Consider the following 25579-nt stretch of genomic DNA (forward strand, 5'->3'; position numbering starts at 1 on the left):
CCATGCCCCGCCCCACCGCTCCCCCCGAAGCGCAGGAATCCGCCCCCCTGCTCAAGAACCTGCTCGACGCCCAGGTGCTGGCGCAGATCGCCGACGCCGCCGTGCAGGTGCACCCGGCTTTCGACCGCAAGGCCTTCCTGGCCCGCACACGGCGCGGCCTGGACGGCCTGTCCATCATGGCGCGCATCGCCCACGCGGCCGACGGCCTGCGCGCGCACCTGCCCGAGGACGTCCCGCGCGCCCTGGCCCTGCTGCGCCGCATGGCGCCGCACGCACCGCGCGGCCTGCCTGGCCTGGTGCTGCCCGAGTTCGTGGGTCGGCACGGCCTGGACCACTTCGATCTGTCGCTGGACGCGCTGCGCGAACTCACGCCCTACAGCAGCGCGGAATTCGCCGTTCGCCCCTTCCTCGCGCAAGACCCGGCCACCGCCCTGGCCCATGCCCTGCGTTGGGCCGAGGACGACAACGACCATGTGCGCCGCCTCGCCAGCGAAGGCACGCGCCCGCGCCTGCCCTGGGCGCGGCGCCTGCCGCTCTTCATCGCCGAACCCCGGCACGCCCTGCCCATCCTGGAACGGCTGCGCGCCGACCCCAGCGACTACGTGCGCCGCTCGGTGGCCAACCACCTCAACGACATCGCCAAGGATCATCCCGAGTGGATGCTGGACTTGCTGGCAAGCTGGCCCACGGACCAGCCCGAGACAGGCTGGATCGCCAAGCACGCGCTGCGCAACCTGATCAAGGCCGGCCACCCCCGCGCGCTCGGCCTCATCGGCGCGAGCGCCGACGCGCAAGTGGCGCTGGACCACTTCAAGGTGAAACCCGCCACGCTGCAACTGGGCGAACGCCTGCACCTGAGCCTGGCCCTGCGCTCCACCGCGCGCGAAACGCAAAACCTCGTGGTGGACTACGCCATCCACTACGTCAAGAAAAACGGCGAGACCAGCCGCAAGGTCTTCAAGTGGCGCACGCTGCCGCTGGACGCTGGCGCCACACTCACGCTGGACAAGCAACAGACCGTGCAGGACTACACCACGCGCAAGCACTACCCGGGCGTGCACACGGTGGAGGTGCTGGTGAATGGGGTGACTGTGGGAACGGAGCGGTTTCGTCTGGTGACGGACTGAAGCGAGGTCTGAGGGAGGTTGATCGCTTCAGGCAGATATCAGAGGGATGGTTTCGCTGCACGAGCGACCACAGTCGTTGAAACCAATCATTCACCGGACACAGGCTCATATGGCCGTTCGGCGACCAAGAACAGTTTTTCGATCAAGATCGGTTAGACGCTGTCGCAAAACCTACTTGCGTTGGGTATGAGCTGGTACGGTCAATCCACGTATGGCACGGAATACTTTACGGAATCTGGTGCGTTCATTCTGAAAAAAACAGCACCCCTAAAAGGCTTAGATAGATGGCAGACGTCAGCCATAGCATCACCTCTCTGGCTATGCGATTGCCTTTGCCATTCCCGTCAAGCTCAATGAAAGTCACTGGCCACATTCCTTTATCTATGCCATAGGCCAAAAAATTCCACGAAAAAAATACCCAAATCAGTGGAAGAGCCCTACTTGGATAGACGGCCAAGTCTTTGACGCAATACAGCAGCAGCGTAAGGATCGTAAGAGTCAGCCAGAGGCAAAGCGATTTTTTTGTCTTGCTCACTTTTCTTCATCTCAAGAGAATCCGACTCGACACGTTCGACAAATGCGACCACCCCCGAATCGACATGCAGTGGCCAGACACTTTCGACCCATAGCCGACGGACAACAAAAGTATTCGAGCGTTAGCTTTGCTACCTCAGAGGTCAAGCAATTCAACGTCCCAGCCACGCCGGTCGCAAATCCACGTGCAGTTTTGAAACAAACGAAATGTGTACATCCGCACGATTACTTGATTGCCCAGACCGTGTCATATGCGTACTCGGCAAGTCTGGTGGTACGCTGCTCGATTTCCGCGTTCGTCCAGGCCATGGCCGTCGCAATTTCTGGCTCTAAGGCATAGCCATGCTTGATAAGCAAGGCCTTCTTCTGGACAAATGGTTTGTCCCCCAAGACCTCGCCGTTGAACTTCACTGGCACAACTAACAGATTGCCAATGTTGTGCACATTGCCCGACCCGCCAGACAGCGGCATTAGGTGTTCAATAGACGTTGAGGAGCGATCTATGTCCACCGCAGAATTTCTCTTCTGATCGAGTCTCCACAGGGTGTAGCGAATTACCTCGCGTTGGCGCTGGTTCTGATACGAGAGTTGCTTGAACTTCGAAATAAAGACCTCTCTAGAAGGTACCTTGCTTACTATCTTCCTCTTGAAGTCCATTATGCAAATTCCCCTGCTATTGGCATCTGACGCATTGGCTATATCACGCGCGTGTGCCGCGTACATCTTGCTAACGCCGCCAGATGAAGGCTGCGCACTGATAGTCGTGAAAATGAAGTGGTAGCGCTCCACCAACGAGAATAGCTCACGCACCTGACCATCCTTCAAGAGCTTTGCTTTGTAGAGGCGAAGCACCGTCAGCAGTAGAGGGTTGGCGATCTGGATATTCAAAATGCCCGAGATACATAGCAAGGAGTCTTCTATGTCTCGCGTGGCCTTATTCCAGAGCGCCAAGTTGCCTGGCTCTGTTATGCCTCGGTACAAGACTGCGTCCGATCGCAACTCGTCGAGAAGATCTTTGACATTCAAGGCAGTGACTTCATCCTTGATCGCTTTGAAAAGCCGCTTCTCCGTAGTGAAGGGATACTTCGAGAGCCAGTAGTGATGCAGGAATGTCTTGATCTCGATGGGGCGTTCTGCCGCGTCAAGCGTAGACTGAATTTCGTTCCAATGATCCTTCGGCCTGTCCAGTGCTTTGCCCTTGTCGGGCAGCAGTCGTAAGAAATGATTCTTCGCTAGGTCTGCGGCCGTCAGGTCTTTGCCACGGGTATTCAGCGTCTCGAAGATCAAGTACGCGTCATCTTGGTTGTCCAGCGTGATCGAAATAACTTTGAGCGCTAGGAGCTTGTTACGAGCCTGCTCCAACCACTTCTTGCCAGCGTCCTTGGCTTTGGATGGATGCACATTTTCAATCGCTTTATCGACCCCCTCCTTGATGTAGCCGGCGATAGTCTGATAAGCCACACTAAGTGCCTTCTCTTCCTGGCCTGCTTCGATGTATGAGCTCTCCTTGTCCAAGCTCTGAATCTTGGCCTGCAGGAATGGGTACGAAGTTTCTGTCTTGAGGACGAACTGGGTCTGGTCGTTAAGATCACGAGTTTCAATAAGGCGATGCACTCCCTTACCAAGGGCATCGTGGCCGAGTTCTATGAACTTATCCCGAATAGCGCACAAGGCAATGGTGATAGTAGTTAGGCGCTGCTGGCCATCCACCAGGCCATAGGAAGAACTGGAAAGGTTGTATGAGACGAAGGCCCCGATAAAGTAGTCCTTCTTGACCTCGGCTGTGCTATCAATCCAGAACTCCTCGACGTGCTCTTTCTCCCAAGAGAATGGCCGCTGGAAACGCGGAATCAGGTATGTTCCCGATTCCAGTACCTGACGGATGTCGCGTTCTATGCATTGAATCTTCATGTCCACCCCTTTTGTTACTTGGGGGACAGTTTAGTGGCGTTATAGCCGGCTTTGATTTTTCATCGCTACGGACCCTTCAGTTTTCAAGCGCCCCTACTGCATCTCCGATTGAAATTTCCCTTCTGACCGTGAGCAGTCCCCAGGCAGCGTTAACTGACCAGCCGCAACCGCTACCAACCTGTGCCCCCGTTTTCGCCAGACGTCCCGCAACGATTGATTTCCATTCTGGGGGCCCCGGACTGCCCGCGCACCAGGGGCCCAGCCCCCGGCTCATCCACACAGCGGCGTCTCAGAACCCGAGACTGGCGCCCGCCCCCATCAAGGTCGCCACACCCAGCACCGCGAAGATGAGTGCCGCGATGCCATGCACCAGGCGGATGGGCAGTTTGTGCGCGAGCTTGTCGCCGATCAGCACGGCGGGCACGTTGGCCAGCATCATGCCCAGGGTGGTGCCCATCACGACCAGGAAAGCATCACTGTAGCGCGCGGCCATGGCCACGGTCGCGATCTGGGTCTTGTCGCCCATCTCGGCCAGGAAGAAGGCGACGAAGGTGGCGCCAAAAACACCCAGCCGACGTGCGGCCAGGGAATCGCCTTCGTCGTCGTCCATCTTGTCGGGCACCAGGGTCCAGGCGGCCATGGCGATGAAGGACAGGCCCAGCACCCAGCGCAGCACCTGCGGGCTGGTCAGGCTGGTGAGCCATGCGCCGAGCGCGCCCGCCAGGGCATGGTTGAGCACAGTCGCGACCAGGATGCCCGCGATGATGGGCCAGGGGCGCTTGAAGCGGGCGGCGAGGATGAAGGCCAGCAGTTGGGTCTTGTCACCGATTTCGGCGAGGGCGACAACGCCGGTCGAGACGAGGAGAGCTTCCATGAGAAATGTCCAAGGCCGGTGTACAGAGACGATTGACCACGACGCATCCCCGGCCAAAACGGAGGCTTCGTGGTCAAAGGTCTTGCCAGGCTAAGGGCTGCTTGCGCCATGACCGATAGGTCAAGTGTGTTGACGCAAGCCTCTTCGCGGAGAAGAGCGGCTACTCCCCAATGACGGGGCGTATTCTAACAAAGGGAATCACCGGGCCCAGGGCTTAAGCGCCCGCGGACTCGCGCACGCCCTGCAACCAGGCCGTGGGCGTGGCCCCTTCCACCTGTCCGAAGGCGCGCCCGAAGCTGGCCGAGCTGCCATACCCCACCTCCAGCGCAACCTGCTTGACCGGCCGGCCCGCGCGCAAGAGACGCTTGGCCAAACCCACGCGCCAGCGCTTGAGGTACTCGGCCGCCGGCATGCCCATCACCGCGGTGAAGTGCCCGGCGAAGCGCGAGCGCGACATGCCCGCCCGCGCGGCCATGCGCTCCAGCGTCCAGCCCGACTGCGGCGCGGCGTGGATGGCGGTCAGCGCGCGCGCCAGGCGAAGATCAGCAAGCCCGGCCATGACGCCCCGGTCCATCAGTTTGCGTTCCATGGCCAGGCGCAGCAGGCGCACGACCAGCACCTCGGACAGTCGTTCCAGCACCGCCGCCTGGCCGCAGTGACGGACGGCAGCCTCCTCGAACAAGGCATCGATCAAGGAAGCGACGCCCTGCATGTCGGCCAAGGGCAGGCACAAGGGCTGATCCAGCGCTTGCAGAAGCGGGTTTTCATCGCCCGCGCCGAATTCGATCAGGGCACCGAGCAGGTGGGCGCGCGCCTCCCCCACCGGCCGCAGGGTGTGGCGCTGGGGACAGGCATAAAAAACCAGCGTGGGTTCGCGCAGAAGACAGTGGCGGCGGCCCGGTCCGGCCAGCTCAACCGCCCCCTGCCGCAGCAGGTACAGCCGGCCAGCGCCTTCCGAGGCCTCGGCTTGCAGGGGGCGCGCCAGCACGCCGTTGTGCAGCAAGGTGGCACGCAGCTCGAAGCGCTCAAGAAAGTCAGTCAGGCGGTCCACAAAAACAAAACCCAAAAAACACAATCCAGGACGAAAAGTGAATCAATCAGTCATTCTGATCACTCATCGTACCGGATTGTCCTCTACGATCACGCCATCGCCCATTCCTCACCCCTCTCAGAGACGAAAGCTTTCACATGAAGATCTTGATCCTTGGCGCCGGCGGTATCGGCGGATATTTCGGCGCGCGCCTGATCCAGGCCGGCGCGGACGTCACCTTCTTGCTGCGCGAGCGGCGCAAGCAGCAGGTGGACAGCGAGGGCCTGAAGATCGAGACGCCGCGCGGCCCCTTCAGCGTGCAGCCGCGCACGGTGACGGCGCAGGCCGTGGGGCCGGACTATGACTTGATCCTGCTCACGCCCAAGGCCTATGACCTGGACAGCGCGCTGGCCTCGCTGGCGCGCGCCGACGGGCGCGGTGTTCTGCTGCCCTTCCTCAACGGCATCGACCACCTGCAGGCGCTGGATGCGCGCTACGGCCGCGCGCGCGTCATGGGCGGCGTGGCCCACATCGCGGCCGCGCTCACGCCCGAGGGCGTGGTGAAGCAGCTCAACGATCTGCACCGCCTGACCGTCGGGCCGCGCGACCCGGCCCATGAGTCCCTGGCGCGCGACTTCGCGGCCCTGGGCACGGGCGCCGGCTACGACAGCGTGCACAGCGAGGACATCGAACAGGTGCTGTGGGACAAATGGGTGTTCCTCGCCACGCTGGCGGGCATGACCACGGTCTGCCAGGGCTCGGTGGGCGAGATCGTGGCCACGAGCGAAGGCGAGGCCCTGACGCGCACCATGTACGCGGAGGCCTGCGCCGTGGCCCAGGCCGAGGACCACGCCGTCGGCGCGGCCGCGCAAAACCAGGCCCTGGGCATGCTGACGCAGCCGGGCTCGGCCTTCACGGCCTCGATGCTGCGCGACCTGCAAGGCGGGCTGCCGACCGAGCACGAGCACATCCTGGGCGCGCTGGCGCGCCGTGGCCGCCAGCTCGGCGTGGGCGTGGACCTGCTGCGCCTGGCCTACTCGCACATGGCGGTGCGGGCCGCGCAGTCGCAATCCCAATCCCAATCCCAATCGCGGTCGTAATTCGAAGCCCGGGGTCTGACAAGCCGGCCCCGGGCCTGAGCTGGTGCCGTCAACGCACCAGCGCGGCCGACTTCACCTGCGCCCAGACCGGCAGCCCCGGGCACAAGCCCAAGGCCTCGCAGGCACGGCGGGTGATGCGCGCCAGCAGCAGGGATTCGCCGCAGCGCAGGCGCACCAGCACTTGCGAGGCATGGGCGTCCGGCGCGATGGCGTCCACCACGGCCGGCAACAGGTTCTGGATGCTGGTCTGGCGCGGCTCGGCCAAGGCCAGGCTGACATCGCGGGCCAGCACGCGCAGGCGCACCTCGCGGCCCACGGGCAGGCCCTCGTCGCGCACGCTCAGTTCGCCGCCCGCGAAGCCGACCCGGGCCAGATGCCAGGCTGCATCGCGCTCCAGCACGGTGCCTTGCAGCAAGGCCCCCGCGTCCTCGCCCACCACCAGCGGGCTGTCGAGGGCAGCCAGCACCTGGGCCACCGGACCGGCCGCGCGCACCTGTCCGCGTTCCAGCACCACGAGGTGCGCGGCCAGCCGCGCCAGTTCGTCGGCCGAATGGGTGACGTAGAGCATGGGCAGGCGCAGTTTGTCGCGCAAGCGCTCCAGCCAGGGCAGGATGTCCTGACGGCGCGCAGCGTCGAGCGCGGCGAGCGGCTCGTCCAGCAACAGCAGGCGCGGCCCGGTGGCCAGGGCCCGCGCGATCGCCACCCGCTGGCGCTCGCCGCCGGACAGTTGCTGCACCCGCCGCGCGAGCAAGTGCTCGATGCCCAGCAAGGCCACGGCCTCGTCCAGCGCGCGCCGGCCTTGGGCCAGGAGCGCACCGCGCCAACTCCTCTTGAGCCCGTACTGCAAATTGCCGTGCACATCGAGGTGTTCAAACAGGCTGGCTTCTTGAAACACATAACCCAGGGGCCGACGGTGCGTGGGCAGGAAGACGCCCCTCGCCTCGTCCTGCCAGACCTCGCCGCCCACGACCACGCGGGCGGGCGTCTCTTGCCCCTGCCCGGTGGCCGATCGCGCGCGCTCCAGTCCGGCCACGCAGCGCAGCACGCTGGTCTTGCCCGAACCCGAAGGCCCATAGAGCACGGTGATGCCGCGCGCGGGCAGCGTGAGGTCCACATTCAGATCAAAGTCCGCGCGCGCCAGACTCAGGCGCACGTGGAAGAGCTCATCCAGCAGGGTCGCGACGGTCGTCATGGCCGACTCGCTCACCATCGGGACATTCAGCACCTGTTGATTCACAGCCGGGTCATTCATGGCATGACCCGATCACGCCCGCGCCGCAGACCGGCCAGGACCAGCAGCACCGCAAAACTGAACAGCACCATGCCGCCTGCCAACCAATGCGCTTGGGTGTACGCCATGGCTTCCACGTGGCCGTAGATCTGGGTCGAAACCACGCGGGTCTGCCCAGGGATGTTTCCGCCGATCATCAGCACCACACCAAACTCGCCGACGGTGTGCGCGAAGCTCAGGATGGCCGCCGTCAACACACCGCCCTTGGCCTGCGGCAGGGCCACGGTGAAGAAGGCGTCCAGCGGACGCGCCCGCAACGTGGCCGCCACTTCCAGCGGACGCGCGCCGAGAGACTCAAAGGCGTGCTGCAGGGGCTGCACCGCGAACGGCAGTGAAAAGAAAACGGAGCCGATCAGCAGGCCCGTGAAGCTGAAGGACAGCAAGCCCCAGCCCAGCGCCTGGGTGAGTTGCCCCAGCCAGCCGTTGGGGCCCATCAGCACCAGCAGATAAAAGCCCAGCACCGTGGGCGGCAGCACCAAGGGCAAGGTGACGAGCGCGCTCACCGGCGCCCGCCAGCGTGAAGGGCTGCGTGCCAGCCACCAGGCCAGGGGCGTGGCGATGATCAACAGCAACAGGGTCGTGAGCGCGGCCAGCTCCAGCGTGAGCCGGATGGCCTGCCAGTCATCGGCGGAAAAAACCATCCCGTCAGATTACTCCAGGCCGTAGCCGAAGGACTGGATCACGGCGCGGGCCTTTTCGCCCTTCAGGTACTTGAGCAGAGCGACGGCGGCGGCGTTGTCCTGGCCCTTCTTGAGCAGGATGAGGTCTTGCCGGATGGGCTGGTGCAGCTTCGCCGGCACGCGCCAGACCGAGCCTTCCTTCAGCTTGCCGCCCTGCTCGTCCGGCACCCAGACCTGGGACAGCGCGACGAAGCCGAGCGCCGCGTTGCCCGTGGCGACGAACTGGTGCGTCTGGCCGATGTTCTCGCCCTGGACGAACTTCGGCTTCAAGGTGTCGAGCAGACCCAAGGCCGTCAGCGCCTCCACCGCCGCCGCGCCATAGGGCGCGAGCCGGGGATCGGCCAGGGCGATCTTGTCGAACTGGCCTGTCTTCAGCACCTCGCCCTGGGCGTCCACCAGGCCGGGCTGCTTGCTCCAGAGCACCAGCGTGCCAATGGCGTAGGTGTAACGCCGGTCCTTGCCGCCGCCCTGCCCCTCCTGCTCCAGCTTGGCAGGCGTCGTGTCGTCGGCGGACAGCAGCACGTCAAACGGCGCGCCGTTCTGGATCTGCGCGTAGAACTTGCCCGTGGAGCCGAAGGACAACACGGCCTTGTGGCCCGTGTCCGCCTCGAACATCGGGGCGATCTTCCGCATGGGGGCGGTGAAGTTGGCGGCCACGGCCACGTTCACCTCGCCCGCCTGCACGGCCGCGAATGGAACGGCCCACAAACCCAACGTCGCCGCAATGACGCTCAAGAAGCGCTTGACCATGAAAACCTCGCTATTCCAAAAATGAACAGCGAAACTCTAGCACGAAACACCGAAACGCTATTCAGATTAAGAATAGCGATCACCCCCGACCCCTGCGCGCGAGGACCGGACGGTCCACCGGCTTGTCCGGACGGCAGCCGAATACCATAAGCCCATGAGCAAGAAAACACTGCCGCTGGCCGAAGTGCTGGGCTTCCAGGCCAGCGACAAACGCATCGACATCCTGCGCCGCATCGGCCAGGTCGGCTCCATCTCCGAGGCCGCGCGCGGCGCGGGCGTGAGCTACAAGGCCGCCTGGCAGGCTTTGGAAACGCTGGGCAATCTGGCGGGCCAGCCCCTGGTCGAGAAGGCCGTGGGGGGCAGCGGCGGCGGTGGCGCGGTGCTCACCGCCGCGGGCCAGCGCGTGCTGCTGGCCGCCGATGCGCTAGCCCAGGCGCGTGCGCAGGCCCTGGCGAGCCTGGACACCAGCGCGGGAGGACATGCCGCCTCGACCACCGCCTCCCGCCGCGCCGCCTCCGCGCTGCGCACCAGCATGCGCAACCAGTTCGCCTGCACGGTCGGTGCCCTGCGCTCGGTGCAAGGCCAGGTGCGGGTCCAACTGCTGCTGGCGCGGGAAGGCGAGACGCCCTTGCCCCTGCACGCGCGCATCACCCGTGAAAGCGCCCAGTTGCTGGGCCTGCGCGTGGGATTGCCGGTGCTTGCGCTGTGCAAGGCCACGGCGGTACGGGTCACGGCCCGGCCGGCGCAGGCGCGTGGCGCGCAAACGGAGAGCAGCAATTTCCTGACCGGCGTGGTGACGCGTGCTTCGCGGGCGGCGGCCGGCGGCGAAGTCAGCCTGCGACTGTCCAGCGAGCCTGGCACCTCCGGCCCCTACATCGTGGGCTTCGCGGCGGCCGGCCACGGACTGCGAGCCGGGCAGACGGCCCACATCGGGCTGGACGAATCCGCCGTGGTGATCGCGGCGGCCGACTGAGCCATCGGACCCCACTGCGCCAGCCCATGCCCCGGGGGCCAATGTGATCAGGTCTTCAGGGCTGCCGTCACGGCCGCGGGCGCGTGGCCCACGCTGATCGTGGGCGTGCCATGCCATGCGGCGCAGCGCCGCACCGCCAGGGCGATGTCGCCGATCAACCTTTGGCTGGTCCGCAGGCCCGGCTCCAGGTACAGGGCCTTGACCTCGAACACCCCTTGCTTGCGATGGGCCTTGGCGTCCAGCCGCCCCACCAGCTTGCCCCGGCTCAGGATGGGCAGCACGAAGTAGCCGTACTTGCGCTTTTCGGCGGGGGTGTAGCACTCCAAGCGGTAATCGAAGTCGAACAGCTCCACCGCGCGCTTGCGGTCCCAGACCACCGGGTCAAAGGGCGAGAGCAGGGTGTTCACCGTCGAAGACAACTCACCGGCCTCGGCCTGCGCCAGCCAGGGCGCCAGATCAGCATGCACGAAGGCGTCGTGCTTCCAGCCCTCGACGCGTACCGGTGTCAGTTCGCCGGTGTCGGCCAGCGCATGCAGCGCAGCGTCGTACTTGCCTCGCTTGAGCCGGTAGTAGTCCGCCACCCAGCCCGCCTTCACCAGGCCCAGGGCCCGGCAGGAGCGCCGCACCATCTGAGCTTGCGCCGCCTCCACCGTGGGGAGATCGCGGCGGTCATCCCAATGGGGCAAGACGCGCTCGGCCAGGTCATACACGCGCTGAAAATTGCGGCGCTCGGCCACCATCAGACGCCCCGTCGTGAACAGCAATTCCAGGTGCCGCTTCTCCGGCTTCCAATCCCACCAGCCGGCACTCTTGGCCGTGCCCTTGCCCTCGTTCCTGCGCTCGAAATCGGCCGAACGCACCGGCCCCCGTTCGCGAACGTGCGCCAGCAGGGCGTTAATCTCGGCCCCATGCGTCTCCATCCAGCGCGCGGAGAACTTCCAGCCCATGCCCGATGGGTCCAGCATGCGGTGCCTCAGCAGGCCGTAGTCGCGCGTCGGAACGAAACAGGCTTCGTGGGCCCAGTATTCGTAGATGGCGCCCTCGGCCAGGGTCTGCTCCAGCCAGGCCGGGTCGTAGCTTCCCAGGCGGCTGAACAGCACCAGGTAAGGACTGCGCGCCACCACCTGGATGGTGTCGATTTGCAGCAAGGCCATGCGCTCGATGGCGGCCAGCACATCGGCCTTCGCCGCCTTCTTGCGGGGCGGCGCCAGCAGGCCCTGGGCCGCCAGGTGGAGGGAGCGCGCGCCGGCCAGTGAAAGGTGGTGCGTCACCGCGCCGCCTGCACCCGGTTGCGACCGGCCTGCTTGGCGGCGTACAGGGCCTGGTCCGCCCGTTGCACAAGCAACTTCATGCTCTCCTCGGCCGCGGGCCGGCGGGCCGGGACGTCGTTGGCCGCCTCGGAGTTGCCTCCCTCGACCAGCAACTGTGCGACGCCGAGGGAGACCGTGACGTGCAGGGTCTCGCCGTGCTCCCCTTGCACCGGCATGGCTGCGGCGGCGATCGCCAGCCGGATGCGGTCTGCCGTATCGATCCCACCGTCGAGCGGGGTGTCGGGCAGCAGCAGCACGAATTCCTCGCCGCCGTAGCGAGCCACCACGTCATTGCCGCGCAACTGACCGCGGATGATCTGACCGATCTGGCGCAGCACGGCGTCCCCCGCCGGGTGCCCGTGGCTGTCGTTGATGCGCTTGAAGTGATCGACATCAAGCAGCAAACAGACCAGGGACTCGCCGCTGCGCTGAGCCGCCTTGACCTCTTCCAGACAGCGCGACTCGAAATAGCGGCGGTTGTGCACGCCCGTGAGCGCGTCCGTCAGGCCCACCAGCTTCAGGCGCTCGGCCACCAGGGCGTTGTCGAGGCAAATGGCCGCCAGGGCCGCCAGACGCTCCAGGAAATCCGTGCTGTTGCCGGCCGAAAAACGCATTGCGTCGCGACTGCCCAGATTCAGACTGCCTATGCATTCGCCACGGTGCAACAGCGGCAGCAAGGCCGTGCTCCCGAGTCCGCGCAGCGCCACGCCCTGGAACAGGGCCGCCTGGACCGGATCTGGGGAGCCCAGCATGGGGCGCCAGCCCCGCGAGTAGATCTGGCTGAGCAGTTGTCCGCTGCCCAGCAGCAGCAGGCGGGCAAACCAGTCGGTACCCACAGCGGCATCCTCGGACGCGCCCTCGCCTTGGGGCTCGGCCGACAGCCCGGGTTCGGCGGATGACGCCAGGTCGGCATCGACCTCGCCGTTGTCCAGCGCGGCCTGAACCGTTTCACTCCAGCCTTCACTGAGCACGCGCGCGGCCTCGTACTCCGGATCCACCAGGGCCAGGGTGACGGCGTCGAGTTCGAACAGCGCGCCGAAATCCACCAGCAAGGCCTGCACCAGCGCGGTCAGGGACGGGGCGGCAATGAGCTGGCGCTCGATCTGATCAAAACGGCGCAGTTTGGCCTGATTCAGGCGGGCTTCGCTCAGGAGACGGTCGAACTGCGTGCGCAGGCCGGACAACTGCTCCTGCGCGCTGCCGAGCTGCTCGCGCAGGAGCATGTTCTCGCCGCGCAGCTGGTCCAGCGGCGAGCCCGATGCGCCAGCAACCCTGCCGGCACCTTCGCCGGGCTCGCCACCCGTTCCAAGTTCTTTCATCCCAAGATGTTACAGCGCCCGCATCAAGGTCGGATGCCAAGGTGCTTCAAGAAGTACACCACCACCAAGGCACGGCCGACGTGGCTTAGCATCGGCCCATGTCCGCGCCCCTGGCCACCCCCGCGAATCCAACATCTCCTCCCCCTGCCGCGGGTTATGCGCGCCTGCTCACGCCCGTTCTGCTGGGCTGGCTGGCAGGCATCGCAGCGCAACTGCAGCAGGGCAAACTCTGGCCCCTCGCCAGCTACGGCCTGCTCGCGGCCTCGGGACTGGCGCTCCTGATCGCCAGTGTCGTCAGCCTGACATCGCGCGTCCCCGGCACGTCCACACCCGCAGCCCGGACGCAGACTGACTTGCCTTTTGCCGGCCCACTGCTGGCCCTGCTGGCGGCCGCGCTGCTGGCCTATGCCAGCACCGGGTTGCGCGCCTTGCATCTGCAGACCCAGGCGTTGGCACCCGTGCTGGAGGGGCGCGACCTGACGCTGACCGGTCACATCGCCGCGATGCCGCAACGCACCGACAACGGCACGCGCTTCCTGTTCGAGGTCGAATCGGCCGCGCTCTTTGAACAAGGCCGCGTCGCGCCACTGCCTGGATCACTGCACGTTCCCGAGCGGCTGATGCTGACCTGGTACGGTGCCTGGCGCGACGACAATGGCGCCCTGTTGGAACCCTTCATTCAGGCACCCGACCTCCAGGCAGGCGAACGCTGGCGCTTCAACGCCCGCCTGCGCGCGGTACACGGCGCACGCAATCCCCACGGTTTCGACTACGAGTTGTGGATGTGGGAACAAGGCCTGCAAGCCAGTGGCTATGTACGCACGACCCATCGTGACCCGGTGCCGGCGCTGCTGACCCCCAACCCGCCCTGGTGGGCCGCCCCCTACCGGGTCGAGCAAGCGCGCCAGCAGGTGCGCGACGCCATCGTGCGACGCGCACCGGCCTACACGCCGGTGCTACCCCTGAGCCGCGCGGCCACCGCCGCCGCCCGGACCCCCGCCGAATTCGAGCCACCGACTGCGCGGCCAACCGAAATGACCGCGCCGACCCAGGCCGCGGACATGGCGACGGACCCGGCGCAAGACCGGGCCGAGGCCATGAACCGGCGCAATGCCTATGGCGTCGTGGCCGCGCTGGTCACGGGTGACCAGCAAGCCATCGCGCGCGCCGACTGGGACGTCTTCCGCACGACCGGCGTGGCGCACCTGATGAGCATCTCGGGTCTGCACATCACGCTGTTCGCCTGGCTGGCCGCCGCCCTGGTGAGTGCGCTGTGGCGCTACACGCCCCTGCTGGGCGCGCAGCTGTGCCTGCGCTGGCCCGCCTCGCAGGCCGGCCTGCTGGGCGGCCTGCTGTTGGCGACCGCCTACGCCCTGTTCAGCGGCTGGGGGGTACCGGCCCAGCGCACCGTGCTGATGCTGGCCGTGGTCACGCTGCTTCGGCTGACGGGGAGGCGCTGGCCCTGGCCCCAGCTCTGGCTGGCGGCCGCGGCCATCGTGCTCGCCGTCAGTCCCTGGGCCTGGTTGCAGGCTGGCTTCTGGCTGAGCTTCGTGGCGGTGGGCGTGCTGTTCGCCAACGGCCGCTCGGACGAGGGTCGCGCGCCATCCGCGCGGGACGCCACCCCCAAAGTACACCGCAGGCTGGCGGCCCTGGCCGGCGGCGTGCTGCGCCCGCTGTGGCACCTGCTGCGCGAGCAAGGGGTCGTCACACTGGCCCTGGCGCCGCTGACTCTGCTGTTCTTCGGACAGATGTCCCTGGTCAGCCTGCTGGCCAACCTGGTCGCGATCCCCTGGGTCACCCTGGTCGTGACGCCGTTGGCGCTGCTGGGCACCCTGGGCGTGGCGGCCGAGCCACTGGCCCCCTACAGCGCGCCGCTGTGGGATGCGGCTGCCTGGGCGGTGCAGTGGCTGAACACCTTGTTGGCCGGGCTGGCCGAATTGCCTCTGGCCGTCTACAGCGCGCCCCAGGCGCCGATGTGGGCGGCACTGGCGGGTGCGCTGGGTGGCCTGCTCTTGGTGTTGCGCCTGCCCTGGAGTCTGCGCCTGGCAGGCCTGCCCTTGCTCTTGCCCGTGCTGCTGTGGCAACCCCCCGCGCCTGCGCAGGGCGAATTCGAGTTGCTGGCCGCCGACGTGGGCCAGGGCCAGGCCGTGCTGGTGCGCACCGCGCGGCACGCGCTGCTGTACGACGCAGGCCCACGCTACACCAATGAAAGCGACGCGGGCGAACGCGTGCTCGTGCCCCTGCTGCGCGCGCTCGGCGTGCGTCTCGACGCGCTGCTGCTGAGTCATCGCGACGCGGATCACGCGGGCGGGGCAGCGGCCGTCCTGACAGCGCATCCACGCGCCGTGCTGCTGAGCTCACTCGACGCCGCGCACGAGCTGCGAACGGGCCGTCAGGCCCTGCGCTGCGAGGCCGGGCAATCCTGGGAATGGGACGGCGTGCGCTTCGACATCCTGCACCCGCGTGCGACGGACTACGGCCTGATCGCCGGACGCACGCCGCGCGCCAACACCGTCTCGTGCGTGCTGCGCGTGCGCGCCGCCACCCCCCGGGCACCCGCCCTCGCACCGCGCTGCTGGTCGGCGACATTGAAAAAATGCAGGAACTGCGCCTGGCGGCGCAGGCCGCGCAAGACCCGGACGGGTTGGCCGCAGACCTGCTGCTCGTACCGCACCACGGCAGCAAGACCTCCAGCTCCGAAGTCTTCCTGGACGCTGTGGCCCCGCACATCGCCCTGGTCCAGGCGGGTTACCGCAACCGCTATGGCCACCCCGCGCCGGAAGTGCTGTCGCGGTATGGCGCGCGCGGCGTCGCCGTGCACGACAGCCCGCGCTGCGGCGCGGCAACCTGGCGGTCCGACCAGGCGGGTCAACTGCGCTGTGAACGGGTGGCCGATCCCCGTTACTGGCAGCACCGGTATTGAAAGAAGCTTGCGCCAGATCAAAAAGACCGACTGAAAACCCTCCAGGGATGTCCCCAAACCAGCCAATGCGATCCAAAATGGCCGGGTCGCTTTCCCGACATCCTCGAAAGGAGCTCTCATGTACCAGCGCATCCTCGTTGCCACCGACGGCAGCACCCTCTCGAAAAAAGCCGTGACCCACGCGATCGGCCTGGCCAAGCTCAGCGGCGCTGAACTCGTCGCGCTCAAGATCGTGCCCCGCTACCCCCGGTCCTATTACGAAGGGGGCTTGATGCTGCCAGCCAACGACATCACCAAGATCGAGAAGCAATGGGCCACTCAGGCGCAGGCGGTCGTCGACGCGGTGGTCAAGTCGGCCAACGCCAAGGGCGTGTCGGCCAAGGGTCAGGTTGTCAGGGCCGAGCTGGTGAGCGAAGCCATCATTGCCACGGCGAAGAAGCAGAAGGTCAGCCTGATCGTCATGGCCTCGCACGGCCGAAACGGCCTCAAGCGCCTGCTGCTGGGCAGCGAGACCCAGCAAGTGCTGACGCACTCGGCGGTGCCGGTGCTGGTGCTGCGCTGAGCAGAAGACCAGCCGGCGATGGCCGGCCCGCCGGCCACGGGGCGGGTGACTAGACGAACAATGCCTTGTGCTGTTCGCGCAGCACATTCTTCTGCACCTTGCCCATGGCATTGCGCGGCAGTTCAGACACGACAAAGCAACGCTTGGGAATCTTGTAGCCCGCCAGCTTGGTCTTGAGCGTGGCGACCAGTTCCTCGGCTGAGAGCGTCGCGCCCGGTTTGGCCGTCACCACGGCCACGCCGACCTCGCCGAAATCCGGATGCGGGACACCCACCACGGCGCTTTCCATCACGCCAGGCAGGTCGTTCAGGTAACTTTCCACCTCGGCCGGGTAGACGTTGTAGCCGCCGCTGATGATGAGGTCCTTGGCGCGGCCGACGATGGTGACGTAACCCCGTTCATCCACCTTGCCCACGTCCCCCGTCTTGAACCAGCTATTGCCCGCCGTATCCTGCGTGAACTCTTCCGCGGTCTTCTCGGGCATGCGCCAGTAGCCCTTGAAGATGCCGGGACCGCGCACCTGGATGCCGCCGATTTCCCCCGCGGGCAGCGCCAGGCCCTCGTCTCCACACACGCGCAGGTCCACACCCGGGAGCGGAAAGCCCACCGTGCCACCGCGCCTTTCGCTCTGATTTTGATAGCGAGCGTCGGGGACGTAGGGATTGGAGGTCAGCATCACGGTCTCGCTCATGCCGTAACGCTCCAGGATGGTGTGACCCGTGCGCTCCTGCCAGTCCTTGAAGGTCTCGATCAGCAAGGGGGCGGAACCGCTGACGAAGAGGCGCATGTTGCGCACCGAATCGCGCGTCAAGGCAGGCTCCGCCAGCAAGCGCACATAGAGCGTGGGCACGCCCATGAACACGGTCGCCTCGGGCAGGCGGGCAATGATTTTCTTCGGATCGAAACGGCTGTACCAAAGCATCTTGCTGCCGCTGAACAAGGCGCCATGCACCGCGACGAAGAGGCCATGCACATGGAAGATGGGCAGCGCGTGGATCAGCACATCCCCGCGACCTTCCGGCCCTCCCCCAGTCCGCCAGCCCCAGTAGTCTTTCAGCACCCGGGCGTTGGACAGCAGGTTGCCGTGCGTGAGCATGGCGCCCTTGCTGCGACCGGTGGTGCCGCTGGTGTAGAGGATGGCGGCCAGGTCGTCCTTGGCGCGCGCCACGGGCTGCTGCTGGTCGCTGTGGTGCACGGCGCGCTCCAGCAGGGAGCCCGTGCGGTCCTCGCCCAGGGTGTAGACATGGCGCACGCCGGCCTGGAAGGCCAGCTTGCCGACCCAGCCGAAGTTGGCCGGCGTGCAGACCACCACAGCGGGCTCGGCGTTGCCGATGAAGTAGGCCATCTCGCCGGTTTGGTAGGCGGTGTTGAGCGGCAGATAGACATGGCCCGCGCGCAACGTGGCCAGGTAGAGCGCCAGCGCCTCGACGGATTTCTCCACCTGCACGGCGATGCGCGACCCGGGCGGCAGTTCCAGCGAGGCCAGCAGATTGGCCAGCATGGCGCTGGCGCGATCGAGATCACGCCAGGAATAGACCAGGCCCTGACCTTCAACGCCGCCATCGGTTTCGATGGCCGGTCGGTCCAGGTCGGCAGGAAAGGCGGCGCGCAGGGCGCTGTAGAGGTTGGTATCGAGGCTCATGGGCTGAAGAGGTCGGTGGGTCGTGGGTCAGAAATCCGGCTTGCGTTTCTCGGTGAAGGCGAAGATGCCCTCGCGGTGCTCGGCGCTGTCGGCATAGGCGTAGGCACCCGTCACCAGGGCCTCGGCCGGCCGGCCCTGCCCCAGCGCCCGCAAGGTCTGCTTGTTCAGGCGCGCGGCCTGCGGCGCCAGGCTGGCGATGCGCGAGGCACTCTGCAGAACATGGTCGGCCACGGCTTCGTCCGCCTGCAGTCGCTGGACGAAACCGCGCGCCTTCATTTCGGCTGCGTCGAACACGGCGGCCTCGAGCAGCATTTCACGCGCCGTGGCCTCGCCCGTGGCACGGGCCACCAGGGCAGCCTCGCGCGGGGCCATCGGAAAGCCCAGCTTGGCGATGGGCGCGCCGAAACGGGCCGAGGCCCCCGCGATGCGGAGGTCGCAGGCGCTGGCGATTTCGACGCCCGCGCCCATGCAGTTGCCTTCGATCTGCGCGATCACGGGCACATCGCAGTCCAGCAAGGCCTGCAGGCCACCCCAGACCTCGCCTTCGTGGAATGCGCGCAGGCTGACTTCGTCGAAGCGGAAATCCGCATACTCCGAGATGTCGCCGCCCGCGCAGAAATGGCCGTCCGCACCCCGCAGGACCACGCAGCGCGCCGCGCTCGCGGCGGGCTCAGCCTGCAAGCCGGTGAAGACAGCGCGCAGTTCACGCCACATCGCGCGCGACATGGCGTTGAACTTGCCGGGATGGTCCAGCGTGACCAGGGCGATGGCGCCCTGGCGCGTCAGGCAAACACGTCCGCCCATTACTCCAGCTTGGCCCCCGACACCTTGACCACCTGCGCCCAGCGCTTGACCTCGCCGCTGACGAACTGGCCGAACTGCCGCTGCGTGAACGGGCTGAACTCCGCGCCCTGCTTGGCCCAGACGGCTTGCGCCTCGGGCGTGGCACCCGCCGCGCGGATGGCTTCCACCGCCCGCGCCTGTGCCGCCGCGGGCATGCCCTTGGGTCCCCAGATGCCGTACCAGGTCTGCACCGTGTAATCGGGCAGGCCCACCTCGGCGGCGCAAGGCACGTCGGGGAAGGCCGCATTGCGCTTGGCGCCCGACACCATCAGCGCCTTGACGCGCCCCCCTGGATGTGGGTGGCCGAGGAGCCCAGGCCATCGAACATCATGTCCACATTGCCCGCGATCAGGTCCTGCAAGGCGGGCCCGGCGCCCCGGTAGGGAATGTGCGTGATGGCCGCGCCGGTCTGCTGCTTGAACAGCTCGCCCGCGAGGTGGTGCGAGGTGCCGCTGCCGGCCGAGGCGTAATTCAGCTTGTCCGGGTTCTTGAGCACCATGGCAAGAAAGGACTTGAAGTCGTTCTCGGGCACTTTCTGCGGATTCACCACCAGCACCTGAGGCACGGTGGCCACCAGCACCAGGGGCACGAAATCCTTTTCGATGTCGTAGTCCAGCTTGGGATACATGGCCGGGGCGATGGCATGGTGCACCGCGCCCATGAACAGGGTGTAGCCATCCGGCGCGGCCTTGGCCGCGATGCTCGCGCCCAGCGTGCCCCCGGCCCCACCCCGGTTGTCGATGATCAGCTGTTGGCCCGTGACCTTGCCGAAGGCCGCCGACAAGGGCCGCGCGAAGGCGTCGGTACCGCCACCAGCGGGAAAGGGCACGACCATCGTGACCGGCTTGCTGGGCCAGCCTTTCGACTGGGCCTGACCCAGCAGCGGGCCGGCGGCCAGGCCAACGGCGGCGTAACGCAGCACGCTGCGTCGATTCAGACCCCGAAGGGTGGTGTCATTCATGCTTGTCTCCTCTTGTTGAAATAAAGATCCACGCGGTGGATCACTGCACACGAAACTGCAGTTCCTCGATGGCCCCTGCCACGGCGATGCCGCCCTCGGCCAGTTGAGCCCGGTTGCGGTCGAGCCGCTTGAGATCGTACAAATAGTTGACCATGAGGCCGTAAGACTGCTGCAGGCCTTTGGCCGATGGATCACCCAGCCAGTTCAGGCGCTCGACGCGCGCGCCATTGCCCAGATGGAAGCGCGCCACCGGGTCCACCGGCTTGCCTTCGATGAGCTCGTGCCCCAGGTACTGGGCGGCGCACTGCAGCAGCCAGCGCCGTAGCGGGGAACGTGCGTCGAGCGTCGCCACATGCTCCAGGGCCCGCAGCAGATGCGCCGCGGTCGGGGGCTCGAAGCCGGCCGCGCGGCCCAGCTCGATCCGATCTTTCTCGGGCGTGATCGCCAGCAGGCGCTGGGCGTTCTGGCCCAGCCACTTGCGCAGGCCTGGAATGGGCGACAGGGTCGAAAAATGCTTGAGACGTGGAAACTCCGAGCTCAGGGTTTCGACCACGCGCTTGATCAACGAATCGCCGAAGCTCACGCCACGTAAACCGTTCTGTGTGTTGCTGATGGAATAGAAGATGGCCCAGGTCGCCTTGTCCAGGTCGGCCGCGGCGGCCTTTTCATCCAGCAACGGCGTGATGCTCTCGGCCATGTGCTCGATCAGCGCGACCTCGACGAAGATCAGCGGCTCATCGGGCAGGCGCGGATGGAAGAAGCCATAGCAGCGGCGGTCGGAGTCGAGACGGTTTTTCACGTCGTCCCAGCTACGGATGTCGTGCACCGCCTCGTACTTGATGAGTTTTTCCACCAAAGAAGCCGGCGAGTCCCAGCTGATGCGGCGCAGCTCCAGAAAGCCCACGTCGAACCAGGTGGAGAACATGTATTCCATCTCCACGTCCAGGGCCTGCAGCCGCTTGTCCTGCTTGAGCCAGGGCTGCATCTCGGCGCGCACGTCCACCAGGAAGCGGATGCCTTCGGGCAGCACGCTGAAGCGCTGCAGCAGGCGCCGGCGCGGCGACACCGTGGCACGCCGGTACTGCACTTCGGCGGCGGCCTCATCGGGCGTGCCCACGGCGGCGGCGAACTTGGCCTGCGCCGTCTTGATCTTCTCGGGATCAGCCGTGAACATCTCGCTCATCAGCAGCCACATGTCGCGCCTGCGCTCGATCGTCGCCCGCGTGTAGCTCTGGATCAGCACCTGGGCTCGTCGCCCACCCTCGACCTCGCTGATCCGCGGATCGATCGTGTCGCGCAACTCCTCCAGCGTGCGCCGCAGCATACGCGGCGACATGGCCTCGGCCTTGTGGCGCAAGTTGGCCGCCAGGCGATCACGCGTGGAGCGTTCGACCTGAGCGTGGTCCCGCGATGCAGGGTCACTGTCCATGCCAGCCCGCGCGTTTCCGCCACCTTTCGATGCCCACCGGTTCGGTTGGACGATGGGCAGGAGGCGCGTGACTTGGCGGCTGATCCAGCTCGCGGTGTTCATGCCAACCTCCGGTTCTGCTGGCGAGCCAGCTCGCGCAGCGCCTCGCGTTGGCGTGTCAGGTGCGTGCGCATGGCGGCCTCGGCGCCCTCGGCGTCGCGCGCCTTGAGCGCGGCGAAAACGGCAAGGTGCTCGCTCAGGCTTTGCGCCAGCCGGCCCGGCGCGTGCAACTGCTGCAGGCGCGCGAGCTTGAGGATCTTGCGCAGATCGCCAATGACCTGGGCCAGCCAGCGGTTGTCGGCCAAGGTGATGATGGCCTCGTGAATGGCGTAGTTGATGTCGTAGTAGTCGACGATGCGCTTGCCGCGCGCGGCCTTCTGCAGCCTGTCGTGCAGCACTTCCAGCGCGGCCAGGTCGGCGTCGCTGGCGCGCAGGGCGGCCTCGTGGGCGCATCGCCCCTCGAGCAAGGCGATGACGGGGAAAATCTCCTCGAGGTCACGTTCGGTGACTTCGTTGACGAAGCAGCCGCGACGCGGCTCGTGCCGCACCAGGCCCTCGGCCGTGAGCACCTTGAGCGCCTCGCGCAGCGGCGTGCGCGAAATGGCCAGCCGCTCGCACAGGGCCACCTCGTCCACGAAACTTCCCGGCGCCAGTGTGCCAGTGAAGATTTCCTGGCGCAGAGTGTCGGCGACCTGTTCGTGCAAGGAATTGTGGACGACGCGCATGGAACGGGCCTGATCGGCGAGTGAGGCGACATCCGTCCAGGAGTGAACGGGTAGAGCCCCTGCCTGTTCGTAATTTTCTGTAATTATGGGTAATTACGAATCCGTGCGAACCCTGAGCTCCACCAGCACAGGGCTCAAACTCCCAGGGAAAATCAGCGTCGCTGGCTCTGGCGTCCGGCCCAGGCCCACAAGGCCGCGCCCCCGACGATCATGGGCACACAGAGCCACTGGCCCATGCTCATGCCCAGGGCCAGCAGACCCAGGAAATCGTCCGGCTCACGGAAATACTCCGCGATAAAACGCAACACGCCATAACCAAACAGGAAGGCGCCACTCACCTGCCCGGTCTGGCGCGGCCTGCGCGCATACAACCAGAGCAGCACGAACAGCAGCAAGCCTTCGAGCAGGAACTGGTAAAGCTGTGAGGGGTGGCGTGGGAGCAAGGAGCCGCTTTGCGGAAACACCATGGCCCAGGGCAAGTCAGCGCTGGCCGCGCGCCCCCAGAGCTCGCCGTTGATGAAGTTGCCCAATCGCCCAGCCGCCAGGCCAGTGGGCACACAGGGTGCGATCAAGTCCATCACCTGCAGCCAGGATCGTCGACGCGAACGCGCGAACCAGACCATGGCCAACAGCACACCGATCAGACCACCATGGAAACTCATGCCACCTTGCCAGACAGCGAAGATTTCCAGTGGGTGCGCCAGATAGTACGCAGGCTTGTAGAACAGGCAATAGCCGACTCGCCCCCCAGGATGACGCCGAGCACGCCATAAAACAGCACGTCCTCGACATCACGCGGCAACCAGCCTGCACCGGACTTGCCAGCAGTGCCGACGTAAGCCGGGTGCCGCAAGCGCAGGCGTGCCAAGGTGTAGAACAGGCCAAAGGCCACGAGGTACATGAGGCCGTACCAATGCACGGCGAGCGGGCCGATCTGCACGGCGATGGGGTCGATTTGGGGTGCGAGCAACATGGGGCTATTGTCGGCGGATTTGAGCCGTGCCTGCACCCCACGGGATTTGCGCCCCGAGGCCTCAGAAAAAGAGACGGCAACAGGCGGCAGTTAACATGCGGGCCTGTTTTCCGCCAGGAATCCCCGCCCCATGTTCGTCCTCGACTTCGCCCTCAAGGCCGTGAAACTGCTGCACAGCGAGGAGCGGCCGATGCAAATCGGCTTCGGCTTCGCGCTGGGCAGCGTCATCGCGCTCACCCCCCTCGGCAGCCCGCACAATCTACTGGTTCTCCTGCTCCTGTGCATCATCAACGTCAGCTTCTCCGCGGGTCTGCTGGGCATGGTGCTCATGGCCCCGCTGGGCTACCTGCTTGACGGTGTGTTCAACCGCCTGGGCCAGTTGCTGCTGATTGATCTGGACGGGTTGACGGCCTTCTGGACCGCGTTTTTCAACACGCCGTTTGTCGTGTTCACGCGGCTCAACAACACCGTGGTGCTGGGCTCCCTGGTCGCGTCCCTGGTGCTGCTCGTCCCCATGGCCTGGCTGGTCGCCTTCGCCGTACGCCGCTATCGCAGCTCCTGGCAGGCCCGCATCCTGCGCTCGCGCTTCTACCGCTGGTTCTCGATGACACGCTTCTACGTTTGGGGTGCCAAGGCTTATGGCTTCGTGTACGGAGGCAGCCGATGACATCCGCCACTCCGACACCCCCAACCGCCGGCGCTCCTGCGGCCGCGCCAAAGAGCGTCCGTTTCTTCCGCTTCTCCGCGCTGCTGCCGTTTGCGCTGATCTCCGCGCTGATCGTCGCAGGCTATCTGCTCTTCTTCGACCGCATCGTCAAGCGCGGCCTTGAAGCCACCTTCACGGCGATGAACGGCGCCAAGGTGGAGATCGGCAGCTTCGACTTCAGCCTGCTCAACACCTCGGTCAAGACCCGGCGCATCCAGTGGACGGACGCCGACGCGCCGATGAAGAACCTCTTCGAGATCGGTGCCACGGACTTCACGCTTCAATCCAGCCCCTTGTCCGTCGGCAAGCTCGTGGTCACACGCATGGCCATTGAGGATCTGCGTTTCGGCACCGAGCGCACAAGCTCAGGCGCACTGCCGCGCGAGAAGACACCCACCGCCACCCCGTCCGCCGGCCCCGAGACCTCGGACGACATGGTCGCCTCCCTCGAAGCCTATGCAAAGGGCATTGATTACAAGGCCATCGCCGACAAAATTGGCCAGCCCGAGGACATTCCGGCCGTGCGCCTGGGCAAGGAACTGGAAGCGAAGGTCCAGGCACGCGCCGACCAATGGAAGGAACGCCTGCCCGCGATGACCGAGCTCGGCGATCTGCAGTCGGCCTCCGACGAAATCCAGGCCATTTCGCGGCGCAAGTACAAGCTGCCCGACGATCTGCCGCAGTTGCGCAAGGACTTGGACACCTTGAAGGACGCCAGGAAACAGCTGCGGGCCAAACAGGATGTCCTGAAGCAGGCCCGGCAGGCGCTGCAGTCCGATGCCCAGGAGCTGCGCGCCAGCTATGCGCAGGTCACCGAGCTGCGCGACGCGAAGCTGAAAGACCTGCTGCTCGACCCCCAGAGCGATATGTTCAGCGCCAGCAAGCTGCTTTCCGCCCTGCTCGGCGATGCGCTGGTGGACAGCGCACGGCAGTACTTGGGCTACTACGAGAAGTTCAAGGGCTACCTGCCCGAGCAGAAGCAGACCGCCGAGGTGAAGGTCGTGCAGCAGGCGCGTGCTCGCGGGACGACGGTGGACTTTGTGCGCGCGGGCGCCCTGCCCTCGGTGTACATCGGTCAGATCGACCTGTCGGGATCTTCTGGCACTGCCGTGCTGTCAGGCACCGTGCTCAACGCCAGCTCCGATCTGTCGTACAAGCCCCTGCTGCTCAGCATGAACTTCCGCGACCCACGCCGCAACGCGGACGTCGCCACCTTGCGTGGTTCAATGTCGGGCGCCAAGGAGGGCCTGAGCGCCAATATCCAGTTGAACATCCATCAGTCGCCGCTGCAAGGTCTGACAAGGAGCCTGGACAACAAATACCTGGCGGGCATGGATGGCAAGGCCGACCTCCGCGCCACGCTGGACGATGGCCCGCAAGGACTGGCGCTGGCCTTGCGCATCGAGGGGCGCGACGTCAGCTTGAAGCTGAAGCCAGGCAGTGTGGGGGTGAACTTGGAACGCGTGCTGGGCACAGTGCTGACCCAGATTGATCTGCTGACCCTGGATCTGGACTACGTCAGAAAAAAGGGAGCGGACGGTCAACTTCGGACCACCACCCACCTGCGCAGCAATCTGGAGCCCATCCTGAACGCGAGGCTGCGTGCCTACGTGGACGCGGAAATCGCGAAATTCAACCGCGAATTGCGCACCCGCTTCGACGCGGAAGTCGACCAGGCCCTCGCTCCCCTGAAGCAAAAACTCGACGGCTTCGACCAGAGCGGCACCCTCTCAGCCGCGCTCGGTGACACCGACAAGCTGGACGCGGCCCACACCAAGCTGGAAACCGAGCTGAATCAGAAGCTCAAAGCCGAGGAAAACCGGTTCAAGTCGAAGGCCAAGGACAAGCTGAAGAGCCTGCTCTGAACACAGCAGGCT

20 protein-coding genes, 2 pseudogenes and 1 riboswitch are annotated in these 25579 nt (G+C 65.8%); of the genes and pseudogenes, 7 read left to right on the plus strand and 15 right to left on the minus strand.

All coding sequences use genetic code 11. The features are described 5' to 3' along the window. The first annotated feature begins 2 nt into the window (after positions 1 to 2). Positions 3 to 1127, plus strand: coding sequence for a DNA alkylation repair protein (locus DW355_RS15395; RefSeq protein WP_131281374.1), 1125 nt, complete (start codon positions 3 to 5; stop codon positions 1125 to 1127). Between the two features lie 244 nt (positions 1128 to 1371). On the opposite strand, the gene DW355_RS15400 is transcribed toward DW355_RS15395, so the two are convergent. The 4 genes from DW355_RS15400 to DW355_RS15415 form a co-directional block, all read right to left on the minus strand. Continuing rightward, positions 1372 to 1662 carry a hypothetical protein gene (locus DW355_RS15400; RefSeq protein ID WP_131281375.1) on the minus strand — a complete coding sequence of 97 codons (291 nt, stop codon included), beginning with the start codon at positions 1660 to 1662 and terminating at the stop codon, positions 1372 to 1374. 224 nt (positions 1663 to 1886) lie between these two features. Beyond that, positions 1887 to 3572 carry a DUF262 domain-containing protein gene (locus DW355_RS15405; RefSeq protein ID WP_131281377.1) on the minus strand — a complete coding sequence of 562 codons (1686 nt, stop codon included), beginning with the start codon at positions 3570 to 3572 and terminating at the stop codon, positions 1887 to 1889. Positions 3573 to 3861: 289 nt separating this feature from the next. Further along, positions 3862 to 4446, minus strand: coding sequence for a TMEM165/GDT1 family protein (locus DW355_RS15410; protein ID WP_131281379.1), 585 nt, complete (start codon positions 4444 to 4446; stop codon positions 3862 to 3864). A 14-nt stretch (positions 4447 to 4460) separates the two neighbouring features. Beyond that, a riboswitch (yybP-ykoY riboswitch) is annotated at positions 4461 to 4627 on the minus strand. A gap of 33 nt (positions 4628 to 4660) precedes the next feature. Then, on the minus strand, positions 4661 to 5512 hold the full coding sequence (locus DW355_RS15415; RefSeq protein WP_242671209.1) for an AraC family transcriptional regulator: 852 nt from the start codon (positions 5510 to 5512) through the stop codon (positions 4661 to 4663). A gap of 122 nt (positions 5513 to 5634) precedes the next feature. Between DW355_RS15415 and DW355_RS15420 the strand changes: the two genes are divergently transcribed. After that, positions 5635 to 6576 carry a 2-dehydropantoate 2-reductase gene (locus DW355_RS15420; RefSeq protein WP_131281381.1) on the plus strand — a complete coding sequence of 314 codons (942 nt, stop codon included), beginning with the start codon at positions 5635 to 5637 and terminating at the stop codon, positions 6574 to 6576. Positions 6577 to 6625: 49 nt separating this feature from the next. On the opposite strand, the gene modC is transcribed toward DW355_RS15420, so the two are convergent. Genes modC through modA form a run of 3 tightly spaced genes read right to left on the minus strand, consistent with a single transcriptional unit; the run spans position 6626 to position 9297 of the window. Continuing rightward, positions 6626 to 7768: a molybdenum ABC transporter ATP-binding protein gene (gene modC / locus DW355_RS15425; RefSeq protein WP_207388150.1), complete on the minus strand. Its 1143-nt coding sequence runs from the start codon at positions 7766 to 7768 to the stop codon at positions 6626 to 6628. A gap of 56 nt (positions 7769 to 7824) precedes the next feature. Then, entirely contained in the window at positions 7825 to 8508 is a 684-nt protein-coding gene (gene modB / locus DW355_RS15430; protein WP_131281383.1) for a molybdate ABC transporter permease subunit, read from the minus strand. Positions 8509 to 8517: 9 nt separating this feature from the next. After that, a complete protein-coding gene (gene modA, locus DW355_RS15435; protein WP_131281385.1) occupies positions 8518 to 9297 on the minus strand; it encodes a molybdate ABC transporter substrate-binding protein in 780 nt (259 codons plus the stop codon). Between the two features lie 154 nt (positions 9298 to 9451). On the opposite strand from modA, the gene DW355_RS15440 reads away from it, so the two are divergent. Next, a complete protein-coding gene (locus DW355_RS15440) occupies positions 9452 to 10270 on the plus strand; it encodes a TOBE domain-containing protein (protein ID WP_131281387.1) in 819 nt (272 codons plus the stop codon). A gap of 47 nt (positions 10271 to 10317) precedes the next feature. Here DW355_RS15440 and DW355_RS15445 read toward each other — a convergent pair whose 3' ends face one another. Together DW355_RS15445 and DW355_RS15450 are read right to left on the minus strand one after the other, a co-directional pair. Beyond that, positions 10318 to 11541 (minus strand): winged helix-turn-helix domain-containing protein, encoded by a 1224-nt coding sequence (locus DW355_RS15445; RefSeq protein WP_131281389.1) that lies wholly within the window; start codon positions 11539 to 11541, stop codon positions 10318 to 10320. Beyond that, positions 11538 to 12899: a GGDEF domain-containing protein gene (locus DW355_RS15450; protein ID WP_131281391.1), complete on the minus strand. Its 1362-nt coding sequence runs from the start codon at positions 12897 to 12899 to the stop codon at positions 11538 to 11540. The genes DW355_RS15445 and DW355_RS15450 overlap by 4 nt, the downstream gene beginning before the upstream one ends. Before the next feature lie 98 nt (positions 12900 to 12997). Between DW355_RS15450 and DW355_RS18565 the strand changes: the two genes are divergently transcribed. Together DW355_RS18565 and DW355_RS15460 are read left to right on the plus strand one after the other, a co-directional pair. Continuing rightward, the gene (locus DW355_RS18565; RefSeq protein ID WP_431733183.1) at positions 12998 to 15856 is read left to right on the plus strand and encodes a DNA internalization-related competence protein ComEC/Rec2; all 2859 of its coding nucleotides are present in this window, start codon (positions 12998 to 13000) and stop codon (positions 15854 to 15856) included. 84 nt (positions 15857 to 15940) lie between these two features. Next, positions 15941 to 16384, plus strand: a complete 444-nt coding sequence (locus tag DW355_RS15460) for a universal stress protein (protein WP_131281393.1) — start codon at positions 15941 to 15943, stop codon at positions 16382 to 16384. Between the two features lie 49 nt (positions 16385 to 16433). On the opposite strand, the gene DW355_RS15465 is transcribed toward DW355_RS15460, so the two are convergent. From DW355_RS15465 to lgt, 6 genes and pseudogenes are all read right to left on the minus strand, one after another. Beyond that, complete coding sequence (locus DW355_RS15465; protein ID WP_131281396.1) at positions 16434 to 18026, minus strand: malonate--CoA ligase; 1593 nt, start codon at positions 18024 to 18026, stop codon at positions 16434 to 16436. A 27-nt stretch (positions 18027 to 18053) separates the two neighbouring features. Continuing rightward, on the minus strand, positions 18054 to 18830 hold the full coding sequence (locus tag DW355_RS15470) for an enoyl-CoA hydratase/isomerase family protein (protein WP_131281398.1): 777 nt from the start codon (positions 18828 to 18830) through the stop codon (positions 18054 to 18056). Continuing rightward, positions 18830 to 19830, minus strand: a pseudogene (locus DW355_RS15475) (Bug family tripartite tricarboxylate transporter substrate binding protein). Before DW355_RS15475 ends, DW355_RS15470 begins: the two are co-directional and overlap by 1 nt. A gap of 40 nt (positions 19831 to 19870) precedes the next feature. After that, positions 19871 to 21361: a malonyl-CoA decarboxylase gene (locus tag DW355_RS15480; RefSeq protein ID WP_131281400.1), complete on the minus strand. Its 1491-nt coding sequence runs from the start codon at positions 21359 to 21361 to the stop codon at positions 19871 to 19873. Further along, positions 21358 to 22023: a GntR family transcriptional regulator gene (locus tag DW355_RS15485; RefSeq protein ID WP_131281402.1), complete on the minus strand. Its 666-nt coding sequence runs from the start codon at positions 22021 to 22023 to the stop codon at positions 21358 to 21360. The genes DW355_RS15480 and DW355_RS15485 overlap by 4 nt, the downstream gene beginning before the upstream one ends. A 152-nt stretch (positions 22024 to 22175) precedes the next feature. Beyond that, a pseudogene (gene lgt / locus DW355_RS15490) lies at positions 22176 to 22996 on the minus strand (prolipoprotein diacylglyceryl transferase). A 130-nt stretch (positions 22997 to 23126) separates the two neighbouring features. On the opposite strand from lgt, the gene DW355_RS15495 reads away from it, so the two are divergent. Both DW355_RS15495 and DW355_RS15500 read left to right on the plus strand, forming a co-directional pair. After that, complete coding sequence (locus DW355_RS15495; RefSeq protein ID WP_131281404.1) at positions 23127 to 23663, plus strand: TIGR03546 family protein; 537 nt, start codon at positions 23127 to 23129, stop codon at positions 23661 to 23663. Next, entirely contained in the window at positions 23660 to 25567 is a 1908-nt protein-coding gene (locus tag DW355_RS15500; protein ID WP_131281406.1) for a TIGR03545 family protein, read from the plus strand. The genes DW355_RS15495 and DW355_RS15500 overlap by 4 nt, the downstream gene beginning before the upstream one ends. Positions 25568 to 25579: the final 12 nt, after the last annotated feature.

Source organism: Hylemonella gracilis (assembly GCF_004328645.1).
Taxonomy (GTDB): domain Bacteria; phylum Pseudomonadota; class Gammaproteobacteria; order Burkholderiales; family Burkholderiaceae_C; genus Hylemonella; species Hylemonella gracilis_B.